Below are 17,002 nucleotides of genomic sequence, written 5' to 3'. Positions count from 1 at the left end.
AATCTCCGTTCAGGCTGCTGACTGGGCTGCACGCACGGTCGGGCCGTCGGCCCAGCTTGCGTGCGTGCCGCTGGAAATCCGGTGGGGCAGGATGATCCGGCACACCGGACCGTCGGCAATGTTCTGCGCGTCGATCAGGACGCATTCCGAGCGGTTTTCGACCATGTCCGTGATGAAGGAGACGATGTAGCCATCATCCTCCGACCTGGCGCCGACGCGCGGCGCAAACGGCGCCTCGCTGCCGAACCGGCCCTCACCGAAGTTGAGCGTCTCGCTCTTGCCGGTCTCGAAGTCGTGCTTCACGAGACCCTCGAACAGGAACCAGCCCGGCTTGGTGAAGGTGGAGTAGAGATAGCGCGACTTCTCGCCACCATACGTCTGGTTGAAACTTCCGAATTCAAGCAGCCGGTCGTCGAGATGGCTTTCGCTGACCGCGCCGGTCTTCAGGTTGAAGCGCCAGCGATGCAGCTTCGGCTTGAAGGAGTTCTCGTCCAGATAGGCCATCAGCTGGCCGAGGCGCGGATCGCCGCCGGGCGCCTCAAGCGGTTTGGGCGCCGGGTCTTCCTGGAAATAGCCGTCGAGCACGATCTCGTCGCCCTCTTCCCAGGCATTCATCCAGTGCAGCACATAGGTCGGATCGGCCTCGAACCAGCGGATGTCTTCCGGCTGGCCGTAGCGCGGCACGATGGCGAAGCGGGTCGGGATGTCGCGGTGGAAGCGCGCGGCATGGCGCCCCTTGGCCAGAATATCGGCATCCCAGAACAGCGGCAGATCCGCGATGATCGAATAGTTTTTTGTGAAGGCCATGTCGTGCGGCAGGCGCGGGCCCGGCACGGGGATCGGGATGTAGTGCTTGAGCTTGTTGTCCGGCCCGACGACGCCGTAATGCATGTAGGGCGCGTGGGTGGAGTAGTTGAAGAAGAGCAGCTCGCCCGTGTTCTCGTCCAGCTTGGGGTGTGCCGAGATACCGTCGAGCGGCACCCAGCCTTCCGTCCCGAACTGTTCCATCGTGTAGGGGTCGAGCCGATAGCCCTCCCCGCATTGATAGAAGGTCGACAGGATCTTGCCGGCATGCACGACGACATCGGTCGAGGATGAGTCCTTGATGCCGCCATGCGCGCCCCAGCCCGGCCGGGTCGACAGGCGCGGATCCTCGGCAATGCCGGCCCAGAGCGGCTTGCCCGCCTCGATCTCGGCCATCAGCCCCTTGGTCCGCACAAAGCGGTTCTTGTAACTCGCCTTGCCGTCGCGGAAGGACATGGTGTGGATCATGCCATCGCCGTCGAACGGGTGATAAAGACCGATCGAACCGAAAGCCGGATTCTCGCTGTTCCGGACGTAGATCCCGTCGATATCCTTCGGGATCTCGCCGATCACTTCGAGATCGTCGGCGTCATACTCGTCGAACACCGGCGTCCAGGCACCGGACGTATAGGGATGGTTCGGATCGGGATCGCGGTGCGGGACCGTGCCGAGCTTCACAACAGACATCGGGGACTCCTGTGATCAGGCCGTTTCGCCGCTATCGCGGCGCGGCGGCATCGGAATGAAGGAACTGGTGCGGCGGATATAGGCCTCGTATTCGGGCCGCGACCGCTTGAGACGGCGCTCCAGGAGGGCGGCACCGCTCCACTGGACGAGCAGGAAGGTGAGCAGCATCGGGCCGACGATCGCGAACAGGCCCAGCGTCGTCTCCGCCGCGATCAGGAACAGGCCCCACCAGACACAGGCATCGCCGAAATAGTTGGGATGCCGCGTATAGCGCCACAGGCCCTGGTCCATGACCTTGCCGGCATTGTCCGGATTGCCCTTGAACCGCGCCATCTGCCAGTCGCCGACGGTCTCGAAGAAGATGCCTATGATCGCCAGCGCGGCGCCTGCCCAGGCCAGCCAGCTGACGCCGGCCGGCTGCGCCGGCACCTGGCCCAGCTGCACCGGCAGCGAGACGATCCACAAGAGGACACCCTGCAGCAGGAAGACCTTCGTCAGACTGGTCATGTGCGGATTGCCCTTGGCCTTGCCGAGCAGAGCGACATAGCGCTTGTCCGGCCCTTCCTTGCGCCAGCGCCAGAGCAGGTAGCCGGCCAGGCGCAGCCCCCACACCGTCGTGATCGCCAGCAGCAGGAGCTTGCGCTGGGCGTCGCCGTCAGGGGTGAGGAAATGGGTCACAAAGGCCACGAGCACAAAGCCCGCCGCCCAGAAGGAGTCGATGAAGCTGACATCGCCAATGGCAACGCTGATCAGCCAGAGGGCCAGCATGGTACCGATCAGGACGGCGAAGTTGACGCCGATCACAAACACAAATTCAGGCATGTCTTGCTCCGTTGGTCAGGCAGGTCGTCAGCGTGCGATTTCCACCACGCCCGCGTCGGGCGTGTCGGCATAGAGACGCTCCACATCGGCGGCGCGATGACGCCGGGCCGCCTCCTGATTGATCGTTCCCTTGTCAGATACTTCGTGGCGTTCGGCATTCGGCGGGTCTGACAGCAGGGCAAACCGGCGAATGCGTTCGCTCGACCCGGAGCACGCCGCATTGTGTGCCGCAAGGCGCGCTTCGATAGCGGCCAGGGCGCGCGGATCGCGTACCAGGTCGGCGGGTGGCATGTCCGGCAGTCCGGCTTCGGCTGCCAGCGCCCCGGCGTTGGGCCAGATCAGGGCGGACAGGTAGGACCGGTTTTCACCGCACAGCACGAGATCTGTGATCAGCGGCGCGCCGACGCGCACCAGTTCGGCCCGCAGCTCGCCGCCGCTGACAAATGTACCGGTATCGAGCTTGAATTCCTCGGCCAGCCGGCCGGCAAAGGCGAGGCCCTGGGCGGGGTCGGCCGGATCGTGAAAGCGGGCTGTGTCGCCGATCCTGTAGAAGCCGTCCTCGTCGCGGATCTGGCTTTCCAGGTCCGGCCGGCCGAGATAGCCCGGCGTCACCATCGGTCCCTTCATGCGCAGTTCGAAACGGGTCTCGTCCAGCGGGACAAGCTTTACCTGAAGCCCCGGCATCGGCAGACCGATCCCGACTTTTTCCGAATGGAAATAGATCGACATACAGCCCGATGTGGTCTCGGTGGCGCCGTATCCGGTCGTCATGAAGACGCGATTTCCGGTCTCCGCCTCGGCGATCGCCTGCAGGCGATCATAGACGGGCTGCGGCAGACCCGCTCCGCCATAGAGCATCAGACGCAGCTTCTCGAAGAAGGTCTTGCGCAGCGCCTCATCCTTCTCCAGCGCCTCGGTGAGCATCGCATAGCCAGCGGGCACATTGGTGAAGTAGGTCAGTGGAACTTCGCGCAGATTCTCGATCGTCTCGTCGAACAGACCGGGCAAGGGCTTGCCGTTGTCGATGTAGAAAGTACCGCCGAAGATCGCCGCGGCCATCGAGGAAAAGGCGCCGGAGACATGGCTCCAGGGCAGCCATTCCAGCAGCACATCGTCCCAGCCGGCAGCGCGGCCGAGCACCTGCCATCCCTGATAGAGATTGGAGGTGATCATGCGCTGGGTGTGGATCACGGCCTTGGGCTTTCCGGTCGAGCCGGACGTCAGCATGTAGGCCGCCGGCGCATCGGGATCGAGCGCAGCGATCCGGTCTTCGATGTCGTCTCCGGCCGGTGCGGACAGCACGTCGGCCAGATCGCTTGCTGGCGTCCTGAAAGCGTCGGGGGCCCGGCTCAACACCACCGCATCGGCCGGCGCCGTCGCGTCGACTGCGGGGGCATAAGCCGCCGTTTCCGCGAAAACGAAGCCCGGATTGACCATGTCCATCACGTGGCGCAGGCGCTCGAACCCGCCGGCTGCGCCCAGCAGGGCATAATTCGCACTGACCGGACACACCGGCACACCTGCCCCCATCGCGCCATAGCGCACAACGGCGTGGTCGATCGAATTGCCCGAAACGATCACCAGCGGTCTGGCCGGGTCGACGCCCCGGTCGAGCAGGAAGCGGGTCAGCGCGTCTGCCCGCGCCTTCACCTCGGCAAAGCTCGCCGTCACCCAGGGCTCGCCCCGTGCCGGGCGGGCCGCCAGATGCACCTTGTCCGGCTGCAGCCGCGCCTGACGCGCCAGACCCGCCGGGACGGAAGCATCCCTGACATCGAGCGGCTCGCGCGGCGTCATCACGATCGTCCCGTCGGGACGGCGGTCTATTTCAAGGTCAACCGGCGGGAATTCCACGGCGCGGTAGTCTGCGGGCATGACGACATCCAGGTATTATTATGCAATTCATGTCACGTTAGAGCGCTCTTCGCGGGACTGTCAATCGATGAACGGACCAACCCGAAAACCCGCCACGCGATATGACTTGCATTACGTTACCTGAAATGACTAGGCTGCGCTCGCAACTCACCGAAGGGCGGCGCAATGGCGCATATCGACACCGTTCATCGCATCATCGAAGCCTGGAAGCGCGGCGACATCGAAACCGTGCTGGACGCTGTCTGCGAGGATGTTGTCTACCACTATCATGTCGGCTCCCGCCCGCTGGAGGGCCGCGACGCCATCCGCCGCTTTCTCGAAAAATTCGGTGCTGGTCAGACGGAGATCGCCTGGTCGATCACCCGGCACAGCGAAACCGGCGACCTGCTGATGGTCGAGGGCGTCGATGATTATGTGAATGCCGAGGGCGTGCGCATCCGCACCCCCTATGCCGGCGTTTTCGAGTTCCGCGACGGCCGCATCTGGCGCTGGCGGGATTATGTCGACAGCGCCGCGATTGCTGCGGCGCGCGCAGGCGAGCCTGTGCCGGCCTGGGTCGAGCCTCTGCTGGCTGGCGAATCCGGTTCTGCTTGACGCACCGGATTTCTCCCGCTCTTATGACTTGCACAATAAAACCTATGGGAGGAATTCATGCGTAATCTTGTCGTCGCTCTCGCGCTGAGCGTAGCTATGCCTGCCGGGGCCGCGCTTGCCGACACCGGCACGCAGCAGACCTCTGACAATCCGAAGGTCCAGGTCGTTCTGGACATGGTCGATGCCTGGAACACGCAGGACTGGGACCGCGTCGTCTCGATGTTTGCCGAGGACGGTTCGCTGCATTCGATGATGGTCGACCCGATCGTGGGCCATGAAGCCCTCGCAGCCCGCATCGGCCATATCGGCGCCGGCATCGAGGAGATCACGCTGAATGTCCGGAATATCGGCCAGGTCGGCGACGTCGTCTTCATCGAGCGGGTCGACGAGTTCGTCTATAACGGTCATGCGGGCGCCGTACCGGTGGTCGGCGTCATCGAGATCAATGATGACGGCTCCATCCAGGAGTGGCGGGAATATTATGACCGCGCCGAGCTTCTCGAAGCCATGGGCATTCACACCGACTTCGACGCAGAAGCCCGGTGAGTGACGCAACGGCCGGCGGCCCGGGCGGGGCCGCCGCCAGCGAGGACGGTTACCCCGCGCCGGCCGTGGCCTGGGCGATGGTGGCCGTTCTCTTCATCGCCTACATCTTCTCCTTCATCGACCGGATGATCATCGGTCTTCTGGTCGAGCCCCTCAAGGCCGACCTCGACCTGACGGACACGCAGGTCAGCCTGCTGCAGGGTTTCGCCTTTGCGATCTTCTACACCGTGATGGGCCTGCCGCTGGGCCGGCTGATCGACCGCTCGACGCGCCTGCCCATCGTTGCTGCCGGTGTGGCGCTGTGGAGCGTGATGACCGCGTCCTGCGGTCTGGCCGTACACTACTGGCAGCTCTTCCTGGCACGCATGGGCGTGGGCGTCGGCGAAGCGACCCTGTCGCCGGCCGCCTATTCGATCATCTCGGATTCCTTTCCGCAGAAACGCCTCGGCCTTGCCATGGGCGTTTACGGTCTGGGGTCGGCCGTCGGCGCGGGCCTGGCCTTCCTGATCGGCGCCGTCGTGATCGAGATGGTTGCCAATGCGGGGTCGATTTCCCTGCCCCTGTTCGGCGAACTCAGCGCCTGGCAGGCAACCTTCATCATCGTCGGGATGCCCGGCCTGCTGATTGCGGGCCTGTTCATGATCCTGCCCGAGCCGCCCCGTCACGGCGTCGCCGCCGGGACTGTGCGCGAAGCGGTGCCGATGCGCGAGGTGATGAGCTTTATCCGCAAACGCGCGGGTGCCGTTCTGGGCCTGTGCTTCGCGGTCGGCATGGTCAATTTCGCCGTGTTCGCCGCGGTCTCCTGGTTCCCGGTCTTCCTGATCCGCGTGCACGGCATGGACCTGGCGTCAGCCGGCCACCTCGCCGGCGGCGCGCTGATCATCGGCGGACTGATCGGCCTGGTGGGCGGCGGCTGGGCGACAGACCGTTTCGGCGGCGGGACGGCAGCGGGGCGCCTTGCCTTCTGCGGCTTTGCGGGCCTTGCGGGGACCGTGTTTGCCGTGATCTTCCCGCTCGCCGGATCGCCCGCGCTGTCGGCCGTTGCCTTCGTGGTCTTCTTCTCGGCAGCAGCCGTGCCCATCGGCGCCGCCGCGAGCGCGCTTCAGCAGCTCACACCCAACCGGATGCGGGCCACCCTGTCGGCGATCTACCTCTTCGTGGTGAACCTGGTCGGGCTGGGCGCCGGACCGACCGCCACCGCGCTGGTGGGCGACACCTTCTTCCCGTTCGACGAGGGGGTGCGTTACGCCATCGCGATCGTGTCGCCAATCGGCTTTGCGATTGCCACCGGCCTCTTCTTCCTGTCGGCCGGCTATGCCCGGCGGGAGGTCGACGTCTGAGGCCTGTGCGGCCGGTCTGATTGTCGCAGACCGGCCGGCAGCCTTGCGATGACGGGCCATGGCGCTTAACAGGTATCACTGCGCAAGCGGAGCGCGGATTCGGGCTCCGCATCAGATCAACAGGAACCCATCGCGCCTCACGACATGTCCGACCGCAAATTCATTCGTACCTGCTCGATCTGGCGCGCCCTCGAAGTCGTCGGCGACACCTCGATCCTGCTGATCCTGGAAGCAAACTGGCTCGGCGCGCGCCGGTTCGAGGAGCTGCGCAACCGGACCGGCCTGCTCAAGCCGCTCCTGTCCGACCGCCTGAAGCGCCTCATGGCGGCCGGCGTACTGGAAAAGACCCCCTACAGCACCTCGCCCAAACGGTTCGAGTACCGGCTGACCGAGAAGGGCCGCGGGCTTTACTGGACCGCACTGATGATGCTGCGCTGGGAGCGCCGTTGGGGCCCCAGCGAGGGCAAGATCTCGATCACCCTGCGCCACACAGGCTGCGGCCACGAGTTCGAGCCCGTACCCGCGTGCGGCGATTGCGGCGGCGAGATCCATGCGCGCGAGATGGCCTGGAGTGAAGGCCCGGGCCTGGGCTGGATGACACCGACCTATTCGCGCCGGCGCCGCCACCGCGACACGGCGACGAACCGCGAGGCCGCCTCCATCCTGCTGGACCATGTCGCCCAGATCACCGGCGACCGCTGGGCAAGCCTGGTCCTGCGGTCGATCTTCACCGGCCTGCGCAAGTTCGACGAAATCTGCGAAGACACCGCGATCGCCACCAATATCCTGTCCGAGCGCCTCAACTGGCTCTGCCAGATCGGCATGCTGGAGATGCACCCCTATTCCACGCGGCCCAACCGCTATGAGTACCGGCTGACGGAAAAGGCGATCGACTACTACCCGATCCTGCTGATGCTGCTGCAATGGGGCGACACCTATTACGTCTCTCCGGAGGGCCCGCCGCTGCTGCTGACGCACAAGCCCTGCGGCCATGAACTGACCCCGGTCGTCGTCTGCTCGCACTGCCGCGAGCCTGTGGCGCCGGAAGAGGTGACTTTCGAGATCGCCGAGGGCCCGGGCCGCGCCCCGGACATCACCGGCAGCGCCTGACCAAAATCGGTCGCCGCGCCGAAACTGGCTTGCACTATAAAACCATCGTTTTATAGTTTGTTTATGCAAGCTTCAAATCCCTCCCAACGGCCGCTGGAAGGCCGGGTCGCAATCGTCACCGGCGCCGGCAAGGGGCTGGGGGCGGCATTCGCCCGCGAGCTCGCCCGCCAGGGCGCCCGCATCGTCGTCAACAACCGCCTCAAGCCGGGCCGCGCCGACGAAGCCGCAGCCGTCGCAGCGGAGATCCGCGATGCCGGCGGCGAGGCCGTCGCCGAACACTCCGACATCACCGATCCCCAGGCCGGCGAACGCCTCGCCAAGGCGGCGCTCGATGCGTTCGGGCAGCTGGACATCATCGTCTGCAATGCGGGCATCACCGGACCGGCCGCCAGGTTCTCGCCCGAGGGTCCGGCGACGATCCGCGCTGTGATGGACACCAACCTCTTTGCCACGGCTGACATCCTCGCCGCATGCCAACCGGCCCTCGAGGCGTCGTCTGCTGCGCGCGTGCTGATGATCTCGTCCTCGGCCGGGCTCTATGGCGTGCGCGGCCGGGCGGCCTATGCCGCCTCCAAGGGCGCCATGAATGCCTTCGCGCTGACCCTGGCCGACGAATGGCGCAAGCCGGGCATTCTTGTGAACGTGCTGTGCCCCTATGCGGCCACCCAGATGACGGCGGATGTGAGCCGGCCGGACGAGATCGACCCGCGGCTTCTGCCCGAGCATATCGCCCCCGCAGCGGCCTGGCTGGTCTCGCCGGCCCTCACCCGCACGGGCGAGATCTGGCTTGGCGGGGCTGGCTGGCTGCGCAAGGTCAGGATCGTCGAGACCGAAGGCGGGCCGATGCCACAGGCGCTCGACGCGTTCGACGCCTTTGCCGAGACCCAGTCCGGCCTGGAAACCGCACGCGGTTTCCCCGGTGCGGAACCGGCCTTCGCCGACCTCTACAAGACCATGGCGCGCCACAATTCGGAGACCGGCACATGACCCTTCGCGTGATCCAGTGGGCGACGGGCGCCATGGGACGGACCTGCCTGCAGGCGGTGATCGACAGCCCCCAGACCGAACTTGTCGGACTTTATGTCTATGGCGAGCGCAAGGCCGGCCGCGATGCGGGCGATATCGCGCGCCGGGCCCCGGTGGGCGTCGCGGCAACCCGCGATATCGAGGACATCCTGAAACTGGACGCCGATGTGGTGATCCATGCCGCCCGGCTGGATCCACCTTTCGAGCGCCATGACGAAGACATCCAGCGCCTGCTGCGTTCCGGCAAGAATGTCGTCAGCATCAATGGCGGCACCAATCCCGACTATTGGCCCAAGGCCCGCCGGGACGCGTTCGAAGCGGCGGGACGGGACGGCAATGCCACCTTCATGGGCGCCGGTCTCAATCCCGGTTTTGCCGCGGAAAAACTGGCTGTCCTGGCAACCGGTGTCTGCAGCGATGTCAAACGCGTCTCCATTCACGAGATTGTCGACTGCCGCGCCGTCAAGAGCCCGGAATACGTCTTCGACGTGATCGGCTTCGGCGCCGAGGTCGACACCGTCGACCCCAATTCCCCGGACTGGGCACCCGCCGGCATGATGAACGCCCTGTTCGAGGAAGTGACCGCCTGTGTAGCAGAACGGCTGGGCTGGACCGCTGACCGCGTCGTCAAGGGACACAGCCTGCGGCCGGCCCGCGAAGCCCTCGAAATCGCCGCGGGGCGGATCGAACCTGGACGTGCGGCCCGCATTGACTGGCTGTGGCAGGCGGAGGCCGATGACGCCGTGCGCGTCGAACTCGGTGTGTCCTGGACCATGGAGCCGCCGGACCCGGCCGAGGCCGAGCCGGGCCTGTGGTCGATCCGGGTCGAGGGCACGCCCAGTGTTGCGCTGAGCTTCGGCCTGGAACCGCCGGACGGCTGGACCGAACGCACCACGCCGGAAATGCTCGGCGTTGCCGGTGCCGTCCTCAACACGCTTCGCCACGCGGTTGACGCAGAACCCGGCGTTTCACAGACACCACTCACCCTGGCCTGGCAGGCACCGGGCGCTGCCGGAGGAGGCCGTAAATGAGCCGCAAGACCGAGATTCTCCAGTCCATCATCAATGTCTGGTGTCGCGATCAGGATATCGACGCCGTGCTGGCCCATCTCAGTGATGACCTGGTCTGGCACTATTCCGCGATCTCGCTGCCCCCAAAGCACGGCAAGACCGGAGCCCGGGAATTCCTGGAGGCCTACAAGGCGAAGGTTCGCAATCCGCGCTGGCGCATCTTCAGGATCGCCGAGACCGAGGACGCCCTGTTCGTTGAAGGCGTCGATGAGTTCGACACGGCAGACGGTCATCACGCGGTCGTTCCCTATATGGGCATTCTCGAATTTGACGGCGATCTGATCACCGGCTGGCGCGACTATTTCGACCGCGGCTCCGCCGATCGCAGCGCCGCAGGCACACCCTTGCCCGATTTCACAGCCGCGCTGACCGCGCGACCGGCCGCGCTTGCGCCGGCCAGCCAGACGAGGAATCCGACATGACCGACACTCCCGCAAATGCCGACGCTGCGATGATGAGCGAGCTCCGCGCGCTCCTCGACAAACAGGCGATCTACGAGGTCCTTGTCAGCTATTGCCGCGGCGCTGATAGGGGCGATGCCGATCTGATTGCGGCCGCCTATCACGACGACGCCATCGAGGACCATGGCGGCACGTTCAAGGGCCCGGCTTCGGAGTATGTGGCCACGATGCGCAAGGTCCTGCCCAAAGCGCCGCGCATGACCCACGCCGTTACCAACATCATGATCGAGCTGGACGGCGATCGCGCCCTGACCGAGTGCTACATCATGACCTTCTCCCGCCGCGATACCGGCGTCGACGATCCGTTCGACAGCCTCACCATGGCGCGCGTGATCGACCGCTTCGAGCGCCGCGACGGCCGCTGGGCAATCGCCCATCGCCGCCTCGCCTGGGAGTGGAACCACGAAATGCCGCTGCATGAGAGCTGGGGCCGCGGTGCGATCGCGCCGGATCCGGCGGCTCTCGTGCGCGGCGCCAAGAAACCCGACGACATTCTCTACAGCCAGGACTGGAGCTGACATGAAGATCGAAGGCTGCACAGCGATCGTTACCGGCGGCAACCGCGGCATCGGCCTCGGCTTTGTCGAAGAGCTGCTCGACCATGGCGCGGCACGCGTCTATGTCGGCGCGCGCAAGCTGGCCGATGCTGAAGACGTCGCAAAAACGGATCCGTCGCGGATTGTACCCGTCGAGCTGGACGTGACCCGGCCCGAGCAGGTCGCGGCCGCCGCGCAAAAGGCGCGGGACGTCACGCTTGTGGTCAACAATGCCGGCGCGTTCGAGATGCAGCGCCTCTATGGCACTGACGACCCCGATGCGGCCCGGCGCGAGATGGAAGTCAATTATTTCGGCGTCCTGTCGATGAGCCGGGCCTTCGCGCCGGTTATCGCCGCGAACGGGGGCGGCGGCATCATCAACGTGCTGTCGGCCGGCGGTATCGTCGCCGTTCCGGACATGGGCGGCTACAGCCCGTCCAAGTTTGCAGCCCGAGCAGCATCGGACTGCCTGCGCGCCGAATTGGCGCCGCTGGGCGTCGGCGTGACGGCCCTGATCGTCGGCTCGGTCGACACCCGGATGGCCGCGCATGTGAAGGTGAAGAAGTCCCAGCCGCGCGATATCGGCAAGGCCGGTCTCTGGGCCATCGCAAACGCCGTCGCCGAGCACGACACCGATCCGCATTCCATCGCCGTGCGCGCGCATCTGGCCCGCGACCCCTACGGTCTCGCCAAGTCGATGGCCGACCGGATGGCCCCGAAGACCTGAGACGCCCAAAAAAGAGAGCCGGCCCGTCATTGACGGCCGGCTCAGGCGGGAGTGCAGCCCCGGCGCCATGGCGCCGGGGCTTTTGCATGTCTAGAAGGTCGTCGAGAGCTCGATCCCGTAAGTGCGCGGCGCGCCCAGGCGGGACACCTCATCGCCGAAGAAGGCGATGATATTGGTGCGATAGATCTCGTCGGTCAGATTCTTGCCCCACACCGAGACGGTCCAGTCCCGATCCGGCGGCGTCAGGGTGACACGCCCATCGAGCAGGCCGTATGCGTCTTCCGTCTGGGCGTTGTCCGGTGCCCAGAACATCTCGCCCTGATAGCTGTAATTGCCACGGATGGAGAGCGCGTCCCGCCAGGTGCCGACATCGAGCGTCAGCTCGGCACCGACATTGAACTGGGTCTCCGGCGTGCGCTGAAGCGTGTTGCCGGACGTGTCGAGACCGTTGCTGTCGACGAAGTCGACATATTCGGTTTCCAGCACCGTGGCGCCCGCCCACATCATCAGGCGGTCGGTGGCGGCAAACTGGAACTCGGCCTCGATACCCATGATCTCGGCATCGGCCGCATTGTCGGTGATGTTGCACAGGCAACCATCATCGGTCTGCGTCACCTGCAGGTCCTGATAATCCATCATGAAGGCAGCAACGTTGAGCCGGGCCCGCCGGTCGAAGAAGTCCAGCTTGGCGCCGAACTCGATATTCTCGACCGTCTCCGGATCATAGCCGGCCTGGGCGGCCGCCGGGTTGGCCGGGTCGTCTTCGAACCCGCCGCCCTTATAGCCGCGCGACCAGGTCAGATAGAACAGGGCATTGTCATTGGGCTCGTATTCCGCCGTCACCTGCGGCGTCACTTCTTCCCATTCCATGCCGTAGTTCGCCGAGAAGGTATCGCCTTCCACATAGGTGCCGGCGAGCGGCGTCAGGGCCACCTGGTCGGTCGGGTTGAAGGCGTCGCCACCTTCCACAGCCCGCGCGAACACGGTGCCGGACTTTTCATCCCGCGTGTAGCGGATACCCGCCACGACCCGGAAGTTCTCGGTGAACTGGTAGCCCAGCTGACCGAAGACGGCAGCAGAGGTGGTTTCCGCGAAGTTGTCCCAGTGCGATTCACCGGACAGGGTTGCCAGCGCCGGGAAGGGAACTTCCGCCCAGAACCGGTCGAACTTCTCGACTTCGTCGTGCTGGTAGTAGGCGCCGACGATCCAGTCGAAATTGCTGTCGCCAAGATCGGAGACAAGCCGGAATTCCTGGGTGAACTGGCTGATCTCTTCGCGCTCATTGACCGGAAAGCGGAACAGAAGCGGCGAAACAATGCCATAGCCGCTGTTCGGCCCCATGCCGGTCTGGTCATAGAGATTGTAGGCGTGACCCTGGCGATAGCCGGTGATGCTGGTCAGGGTGGCGAAGTCGCCGATATCCCGGTCGATGTCGAGCGAGACACCCCAGGCTTCACGCCGCAGCGCCTGCGGGGACTCCACCGTGTCACCCGCATAGATCGGGTGTTCCGGGAAGCTCTCGCGGATATCGAGCGGCCGGCCGCGGGCGGTACCGATCAGCTCGCGCATGGCGCTCCACGGGCCCTGCGTCGCTGGATCGGGGCCGTCGATTGCCACGGAATGGAAGCCGTTCGACTCGTCGTCCATATAGTCGATGACCAGGCGAGCCGACACATTTCCGTCAATCGGCTGGAACAGCAGCTGAGCCCGGGCCTGCAAGGAGCGCAGATCGTCCAGCTCGCGGTCATGCAGCAGGTCGTGATTGAAGCCGCCCCGATCGCGGGACGAGAAGGAAATCCGGCCTGCAAGCACCTCGTTGATCGGACCGGTCACATGGCCCCGCACGAGCGTTTCATTGTAATTGCCCAGGGACACCGACAGCGCACCGCTGGTCTCGAATTCCGGGCTGGCGGTCACGATGCTGATGGCACCGCCGACCACATTGCGTCCCAGAAGCACGCCCTGGGGGCCGCGCACGACCTCGACCCGTTCAATGTCGTACATGTCGGCATTGAACAACCCCGACCGGCCCACATAGACATCGTCCAGGAAGATGCCGATCGACTGGTCTGCCGACGGTGAGTCGAGACGGGTATTGGTGATGCCGCGGACGTTGAATTCCTGGTCCAGCGGCGACAGTGCGGTGAAGGACAGCGATGTCACGCTGCCTGCCAGATCCTCGAAGCTGAGGATCCGGTCTTTTTCGAGGTTTTCCCCGCTGATCGCCGAAACAGCGATGGCGGAATCCTGGACGCTTGCCGCACGGCGTTGCGCCGTGATCTCGATCACGTCGAGCTGCGGGCCCGATCCGGTCTCTTCCGGCTCGGCATTCTGGGCATGAGCACCGGCTGTCCCGGTCATGCCGAGTATCAGAGCCAGTGCCGTCATTTGTTTGAACTTATTCACGGTATTCCTCCCCTTCGGTGCACCCGAAGCTGCCTTGCCAGCGCTATTGGTTTGAGGGTCACACCGGAAGGAACGCTACACGCAGCGAGCTAGGTTCGTCAATGCAAGTTAGTACGGATTCTTCGAACCGGGCGATAAATCGCGATATATAAGGGACTTGCCGCCATTATTCGGCATTTGTGCACTTGCGCACTGAAACCAGAAAATCGGCTGTCTGACCGTGCACGCTGAACGTCCCGCGCCCCGGAACGGACTTGCGAATTCAAACCCCGGATGGCCCTGCACAGATGCTGCAACAGGCCACACAGTCTGGGCTTTATCGCGACCGCAAACTGACTTGCACAGACCACAAGCACCGTGCCCGCAGCTCTCCACTTGCTCCACGACCATAGCATCGATAAAGTGGGTTTGACTACGCAAGTTAATTCATTGTCAGATTGCCCGACCAGACCATCATCGCCTGACGGCCGGAGTGCCCAGAGCCGCAGAACACCGAAAAGGGGACGCCATGACCTATCGATCGACCGCCCGGACCAGCGCCCCGCCCGTCTTCATTCTCGGCGGCGCCCAGAGCGATTTCGCGCGCAACTGGACGCGCGAGAACAAGGGCCTGTTCGACATGATCGCCGAGACGACCGAGGCCGCGCTCGAGGATGCGCGGATCGATGCCGGCGATGTCGAAGTGCTCCATGTCGGCAATTTCGCGGCGGAACTCTTCTGCGGCCAGGGTCTGCTGGGCGGCATGGCCGTCCACGCCAATCCCGCCTTCGCCGGCCTGCCCACCAGCCGGCACGAAGCCGCCTGCGCTTCCGGCTCCATGGCGATCCTGGCGGCCATGGCGGATATCGAGGCCGGCCGCTATGGACTGGCTGGCGTCATCGGCGTCGAGATGATGCGCAATGTGCCCGGCCAGACCGCAGCGGAGAATCTTGGCGCCGCGGCCTGGGCCGGACGCGAGGCCATCGGCGCCCGCTACCTCTGGCCGGCCATGTTCTCCAATCTCGCTGCTGAGTACGACCGCCGCTACGGGCTGAACCCGGAACACCTCGCGGAGATCTCGAAGATCAACTTCGCCAACGGCCGCCGCAATCCGAACGCCCAGACGCGGAACTGGGAGTTTACCGAGCGCAGCTTTGCCCAGGACGATGAAGCCAATCCGGTGATCGAGGGCTGGATGCGCAAGAGCGATTGCGGCCAGGTCACCGACGGTGCGGCCGTGATCTTCCTCGCCTCAGAAGAGGTGGCCCGGGAGTATGCCGACGCCCGCGGCCTCGATCTGGAAGACATTCCGCGACTGAAAGGCTGGGGCCACACCACGGCGCCGCTTCTGCTTGAGTCAAAGCTGGCGGAGAGCGCCGGCACCGACGGCTATATCTTCCCCTGGGTGCGCAAGGCGATCACCGATGCCTACGCCCGGGCAGGCCTGTCGGGGCCCGACGATCTCGACCTTGTTGAAACCCATGACTGTTTCTCGGTCACCGAATACATGGCGATCGAGCATTTCGGCCTGTCCGCTCCGGGCGAGGCCTGGAAACCGGTCGAGGACGGCGTCATCGCGCCCGGCGGCAAGCTTCCCTTCAACCCGTCGGGCGGTCTGATCGGCCTTGGCCATCCCGTCGGCGCGACCGGCGTGCGCATGGCACTGGATGCAGCCCGCCAGACCTCGGGCCGGGCGGGGGACTGCCAGGTCGAGGGCGCCCGCACAGCGGCGACCTATAATGTCGGCGGATCGACGACCGCCAGTGTCAGTCTGGTGATCGGGGTCTGATCGGGCATGGAAGTCTATGTTTACGACGCGGTGCGGACGCCGCGCGGCAAGTCGAAGGCCACCGGAGGCCTTGCCGAATTCACACCGCAGGAACTGGTCAGCCAGCTGATCGATGCGCTCAGGACCCGCACCGGCGAAGACACGATCGGTCGGGCGGCCGGGCTGACGCTGGGCTGTGTCGGCCAGATCGGCGCCCAGGGCGGACATATCGCGCTGGTCAGCCGGCTACACGCCAATCTGCCGCCGGAGATGCGGGCGCTTTCACTCAACAATTTCTGCGTTTCCGGCCTCACCGCCGTCGGCCTGTCTGCCAGCGACGCCCTCGCGCTTGGCGACGACCGGCTGCGCATTGCCGGCGGTGTCGAGATGATGTCGCGCGTGCCCTTCATGGGCGACCACGCTTTCTATTATGACGACCCGGAAACCGCCGCCCGCCTGCGCTATGTGCCGGTGGTCCTGTCCGCCGACCTGATGGCCACGATGAACGGCTATGACAAGGCGGACCTCGACGCCGTGACGCTGCGCTCGCACCAGCGCGCAGCAGCCGCCTGGGCGCGCGGCGATCTGGGGGGCGTTGTGCCGATCGTCCGCGCGGACGGATCGGTCGCCCTCGCCCATGATGAAGGCATCCGCCCCGACACAACGGCAGAAAGCCTCGCCGCGATGGAACCGGCCTTCGCCGGAATGGGCGCAAAAGGATTCGACGCCATCATGCTCGCGGCGCGGCCGGAACTCGACGCGATCCGGCACGTGCATTCCGTGGCCAACTGCCCGCCGACCTGCGACGGCGCCGGACTGGTGCTGATCGGGTCACGGGCGGCTGGCGAGGCCGCCGGCCTCGCCCCGCGCGCGCGGATTCGCGGCTTTGCCGAAGCCACCGCCGATCCCGTGCTGCAACTCACCGCCGGCTTCGCCGCGATGGACAGTGTTCTCGCGCAGACCGGGCTCGCGATCGGCGATTTCGACCGGATCGAGTTCATGGAGGCCTTCGCCGCCACGCCGGTCCGCTTCGAGCGCGAATACGCACCCGATCCCGACAGGGTCAATCCCGATGGCGGACACCTGGCGATGGGGCACCCGATGGGGGCCTCAGGTGCCATCCTGCTGGGCACGCTTGTTGACGGTATGGAGCGCCAAGGGGGCAGTCTTGGATTGGTTGTGGTGCACGGCGGTTCGGGCGTCGGCAGCGCCATGGTGGTCGAACGGGTGTAGCCGCGCCTCGCCGGCGCCAGT

15 protein-coding genes are annotated in these 17,002 nt (G+C 65.3%); 11 read left to right on the top strand and 4 right to left on the bottom strand.

Features of this window, described 5'->3' with window-relative positions; genetic code table 11:
- Positions 1-9: 9 nt before the first annotated feature.
- The 3 genes from ABJO18_RS17555 to ABJO18_RS17545 are packed head-to-tail and all read right to left on the bottom strand — an operon-like array spanning position 10 to position 4,185.
- Positions 10-1,491, bottom strand: a complete 1,482-nt coding sequence (locus tag ABJO18_RS17555; protein ID WP_348509649.1) for a carotenoid oxygenase family protein — start codon at positions 1,489-1,491, stop codon at positions 10-12.
- Positions 1,492-1,506: 15 nt separating this feature from the next.
- A complete protein-coding gene (locus ABJO18_RS17550; RefSeq protein WP_348509648.1) occupies positions 1,507-2,313 on the bottom strand; it encodes a DUF1295 domain-containing protein in 807 nt (268 codons plus the stop codon).
- A 27-nt stretch (positions 2,314-2,340) separates the two neighbouring features.
- A complete protein-coding gene (locus tag ABJO18_RS17545) occupies positions 2,341-4,185 on the bottom strand; it encodes an AMP-binding protein (RefSeq protein ID WP_348516036.1) in 1,845 nt (614 codons plus the stop codon).
- A gap of 165 nt (positions 4,186-4,350) precedes the next feature.
- Here ABJO18_RS17545 and ABJO18_RS17540 point away from each other — a divergent pair, with 165 nt between their 5' ends.
- The 9 genes from ABJO18_RS17540 to ABJO18_RS17500 all read left to right on the top strand — a co-directional run bounded on the left by ABJO18_RS17540 (position 4,351) and on the right by ABJO18_RS17500 (position 11,595).
- A complete protein-coding gene (locus tag ABJO18_RS17540; RefSeq protein ID WP_348509646.1) occupies positions 4,351-4,779 on the top strand; it encodes a nuclear transport factor 2 family protein in 429 nt (142 codons plus the stop codon).
- A 57-nt stretch (positions 4,780-4,836) separates the two neighbouring features.
- Positions 4,837-5,325, top strand: a complete 489-nt coding sequence (locus tag ABJO18_RS17535) for a nuclear transport factor 2 family protein (RefSeq protein WP_348509645.1) — start codon at positions 4,837-4,839, stop codon at positions 5,323-5,325.
- On the top strand, positions 5,322-6,665 hold the full coding sequence (locus ABJO18_RS17530; protein WP_348509644.1) for an MFS transporter: 1,344 nt from the start codon (positions 5,322-5,324) through the stop codon (positions 6,663-6,665). The genes ABJO18_RS17535 and ABJO18_RS17530 overlap by 4 nt, the downstream gene beginning before the upstream one ends.
- Positions 6,666-6,809: 144 nt before the next feature.
- On the top strand, positions 6,810-7,775 hold the full coding sequence (locus ABJO18_RS17525) for a helix-turn-helix domain-containing protein (protein ID WP_348509643.1): 966 nt from the start codon (positions 6,810-6,812) through the stop codon (positions 7,773-7,775).
- A 63-nt stretch (positions 7,776-7,838) separates the two neighbouring features.
- Positions 7,839-8,762, top strand: coding sequence for an SDR family NAD(P)-dependent oxidoreductase (locus ABJO18_RS17520; RefSeq protein WP_348509642.1), 924 nt, complete (start codon positions 7,839-7,841; stop codon positions 8,760-8,762).
- On the top strand, positions 8,759-9,832 hold the full coding sequence (locus tag ABJO18_RS17515; protein WP_348509641.1) for a hypothetical protein: 1,074 nt from the start codon (positions 8,759-8,761) through the stop codon (positions 9,830-9,832). The genes ABJO18_RS17520 and ABJO18_RS17515 overlap by 4 nt, the downstream gene beginning before the upstream one ends.
- Positions 9,829-10,293: a limonene-1,2-epoxide hydrolase family protein gene (locus tag ABJO18_RS17510; protein ID WP_348509640.1), complete on the top strand. Its 465-nt coding sequence runs from the start codon at positions 9,829-9,831 to the stop codon at positions 10,291-10,293. The genes ABJO18_RS17515 and ABJO18_RS17510 overlap by 4 nt, the downstream gene beginning before the upstream one ends.
- Positions 10,290-10,850: a nuclear transport factor 2 family protein gene (locus tag ABJO18_RS17505; protein WP_348509639.1), complete on the top strand. Its 561-nt coding sequence runs from the start codon at positions 10,290-10,292 to the stop codon at positions 10,848-10,850. Before ABJO18_RS17510 ends, ABJO18_RS17505 begins: the two co-directional genes overlap by 4 nt.
- Before the next feature lies 1 nt (position 10,851).
- Positions 10,852-11,595 carry an SDR family oxidoreductase gene (locus tag ABJO18_RS17500; RefSeq protein ID WP_348509638.1) on the top strand — a complete coding sequence of 248 codons (744 nt, stop codon included), beginning with the start codon at positions 10,852-10,854 and terminating at the stop codon, positions 11,593-11,595.
- Between the two features lie 90 nt (positions 11,596-11,685).
- On the opposite strand, the gene ABJO18_RS17495 is transcribed toward ABJO18_RS17500, so the two are convergent.
- Entirely contained in the window at positions 11,686-14,001 is a 2,316-nt protein-coding gene (locus ABJO18_RS17495; RefSeq protein ID WP_348509637.1) for a TonB-dependent receptor, read from the bottom strand.
- A gap of 508 nt (positions 14,002-14,509) precedes the next feature.
- Between ABJO18_RS17495 and ABJO18_RS17490 the strand changes: the two genes are divergently transcribed.
- Together ABJO18_RS17490 and ABJO18_RS17485 are read left to right on the top strand one after the other, a co-directional pair.
- Positions 14,510-15,769 carry an acetyl-CoA acetyltransferase gene (locus tag ABJO18_RS17490; protein ID WP_348509636.1) on the top strand — a complete coding sequence of 420 codons (1,260 nt, stop codon included), beginning with the start codon at positions 14,510-14,512 and terminating at the stop codon, positions 15,767-15,769.
- A gap of 6 nt (positions 15,770-15,775) precedes the next feature.
- Entirely contained in the window at positions 15,776-16,981 is a 1,206-nt protein-coding gene (locus ABJO18_RS17485; RefSeq protein WP_348509635.1) for an acetyl-CoA C-acyltransferase, read from the top strand.
- The last annotated feature ends 21 nt before the right edge of the window (positions 16,982-17,002 follow it).

It is taken from the genome of Maricaulis sp. (genome assembly GCF_039978735.1).
GTDB lineage: Bacteria > Pseudomonadota > Alphaproteobacteria > Caulobacterales > Maricaulaceae > Maricaulis.
The sequence above is the reverse complement of the archived record's forward strand: the minus strand, read 5'-3'. Positions and strand labels throughout refer to the sequence as shown.

Coding starts and splice junctions, on each gene's coding strand:
- ABJO18_RS17525 (WP_348509643.1), top strand. CDS start 6,810: ATGTCCGACCGCAAATTCATTCGTACCTGCTCGATCTGGCGCGCCCTC.
- ABJO18_RS17510 (WP_348509640.1), top strand. CDS start 9,829: ATGAGCCGCAAGACCGAGATTCTCCAGTCCATCATCAATGTCTGGTGT.
- ABJO18_RS17550 (WP_348509648.1), bottom strand. CDS start 2,313: ATGCCTGAATTTGTGTTTGTGATCGGCGTCAACTTCGCCGTCCTGATC.
- ABJO18_RS17485 (WP_348509635.1), top strand. CDS start 15,776: ATGGAAGTCTATGTTTACGACGCGGTGCGGACGCCGCGCGGCAAGTCG.
- ABJO18_RS17500 (WP_348509638.1), top strand. CDS start 10,852: ATGAAGATCGAAGGCTGCACAGCGATCGTTACCGGCGGCAACCGCGGC.
- ABJO18_RS17545 (WP_348516036.1), bottom strand. CDS start 4,185: ATGCCCGCAGACTACCGCGCCGTGGAATTCCCGCCGGTTGACCTTGAA.
- ABJO18_RS17535 (WP_348509645.1), top strand. CDS start 4,837: ATGCGTAATCTTGTCGTCGCTCTCGCGCTGAGCGTAGCTATGCCTGCC.
- ABJO18_RS17490 (WP_348509636.1), top strand. CDS start 14,510: ATGACCTATCGATCGACCGCCCGGACCAGCGCCCCGCCCGTCTTCATT.
- ABJO18_RS17515 (WP_348509641.1), top strand. CDS start 8,759: ATGACCCTTCGCGTGATCCAGTGGGCGACGGGCGCCATGGGACGGACC.
- ABJO18_RS17520 (WP_348509642.1), top strand. CDS start 7,839: ATGCAAGCTTCAAATCCCTCCCAACGGCCGCTGGAAGGCCGGGTCGCA.
- ABJO18_RS17540 (WP_348509646.1), top strand. CDS start 4,351: ATGGCGCATATCGACACCGTTCATCGCATCATCGAAGCCTGGAAGCGC.
- ABJO18_RS17505 (WP_348509639.1), top strand. CDS start 10,290: ATGACCGACACTCCCGCAAATGCCGACGCTGCGATGATGAGCGAGCTC.
- ABJO18_RS17555 (WP_348509649.1), bottom strand. CDS start 1,491: ATGTCTGTTGTGAAGCTCGGCACGGTCCCGCACCGCGATCCCGATCCG.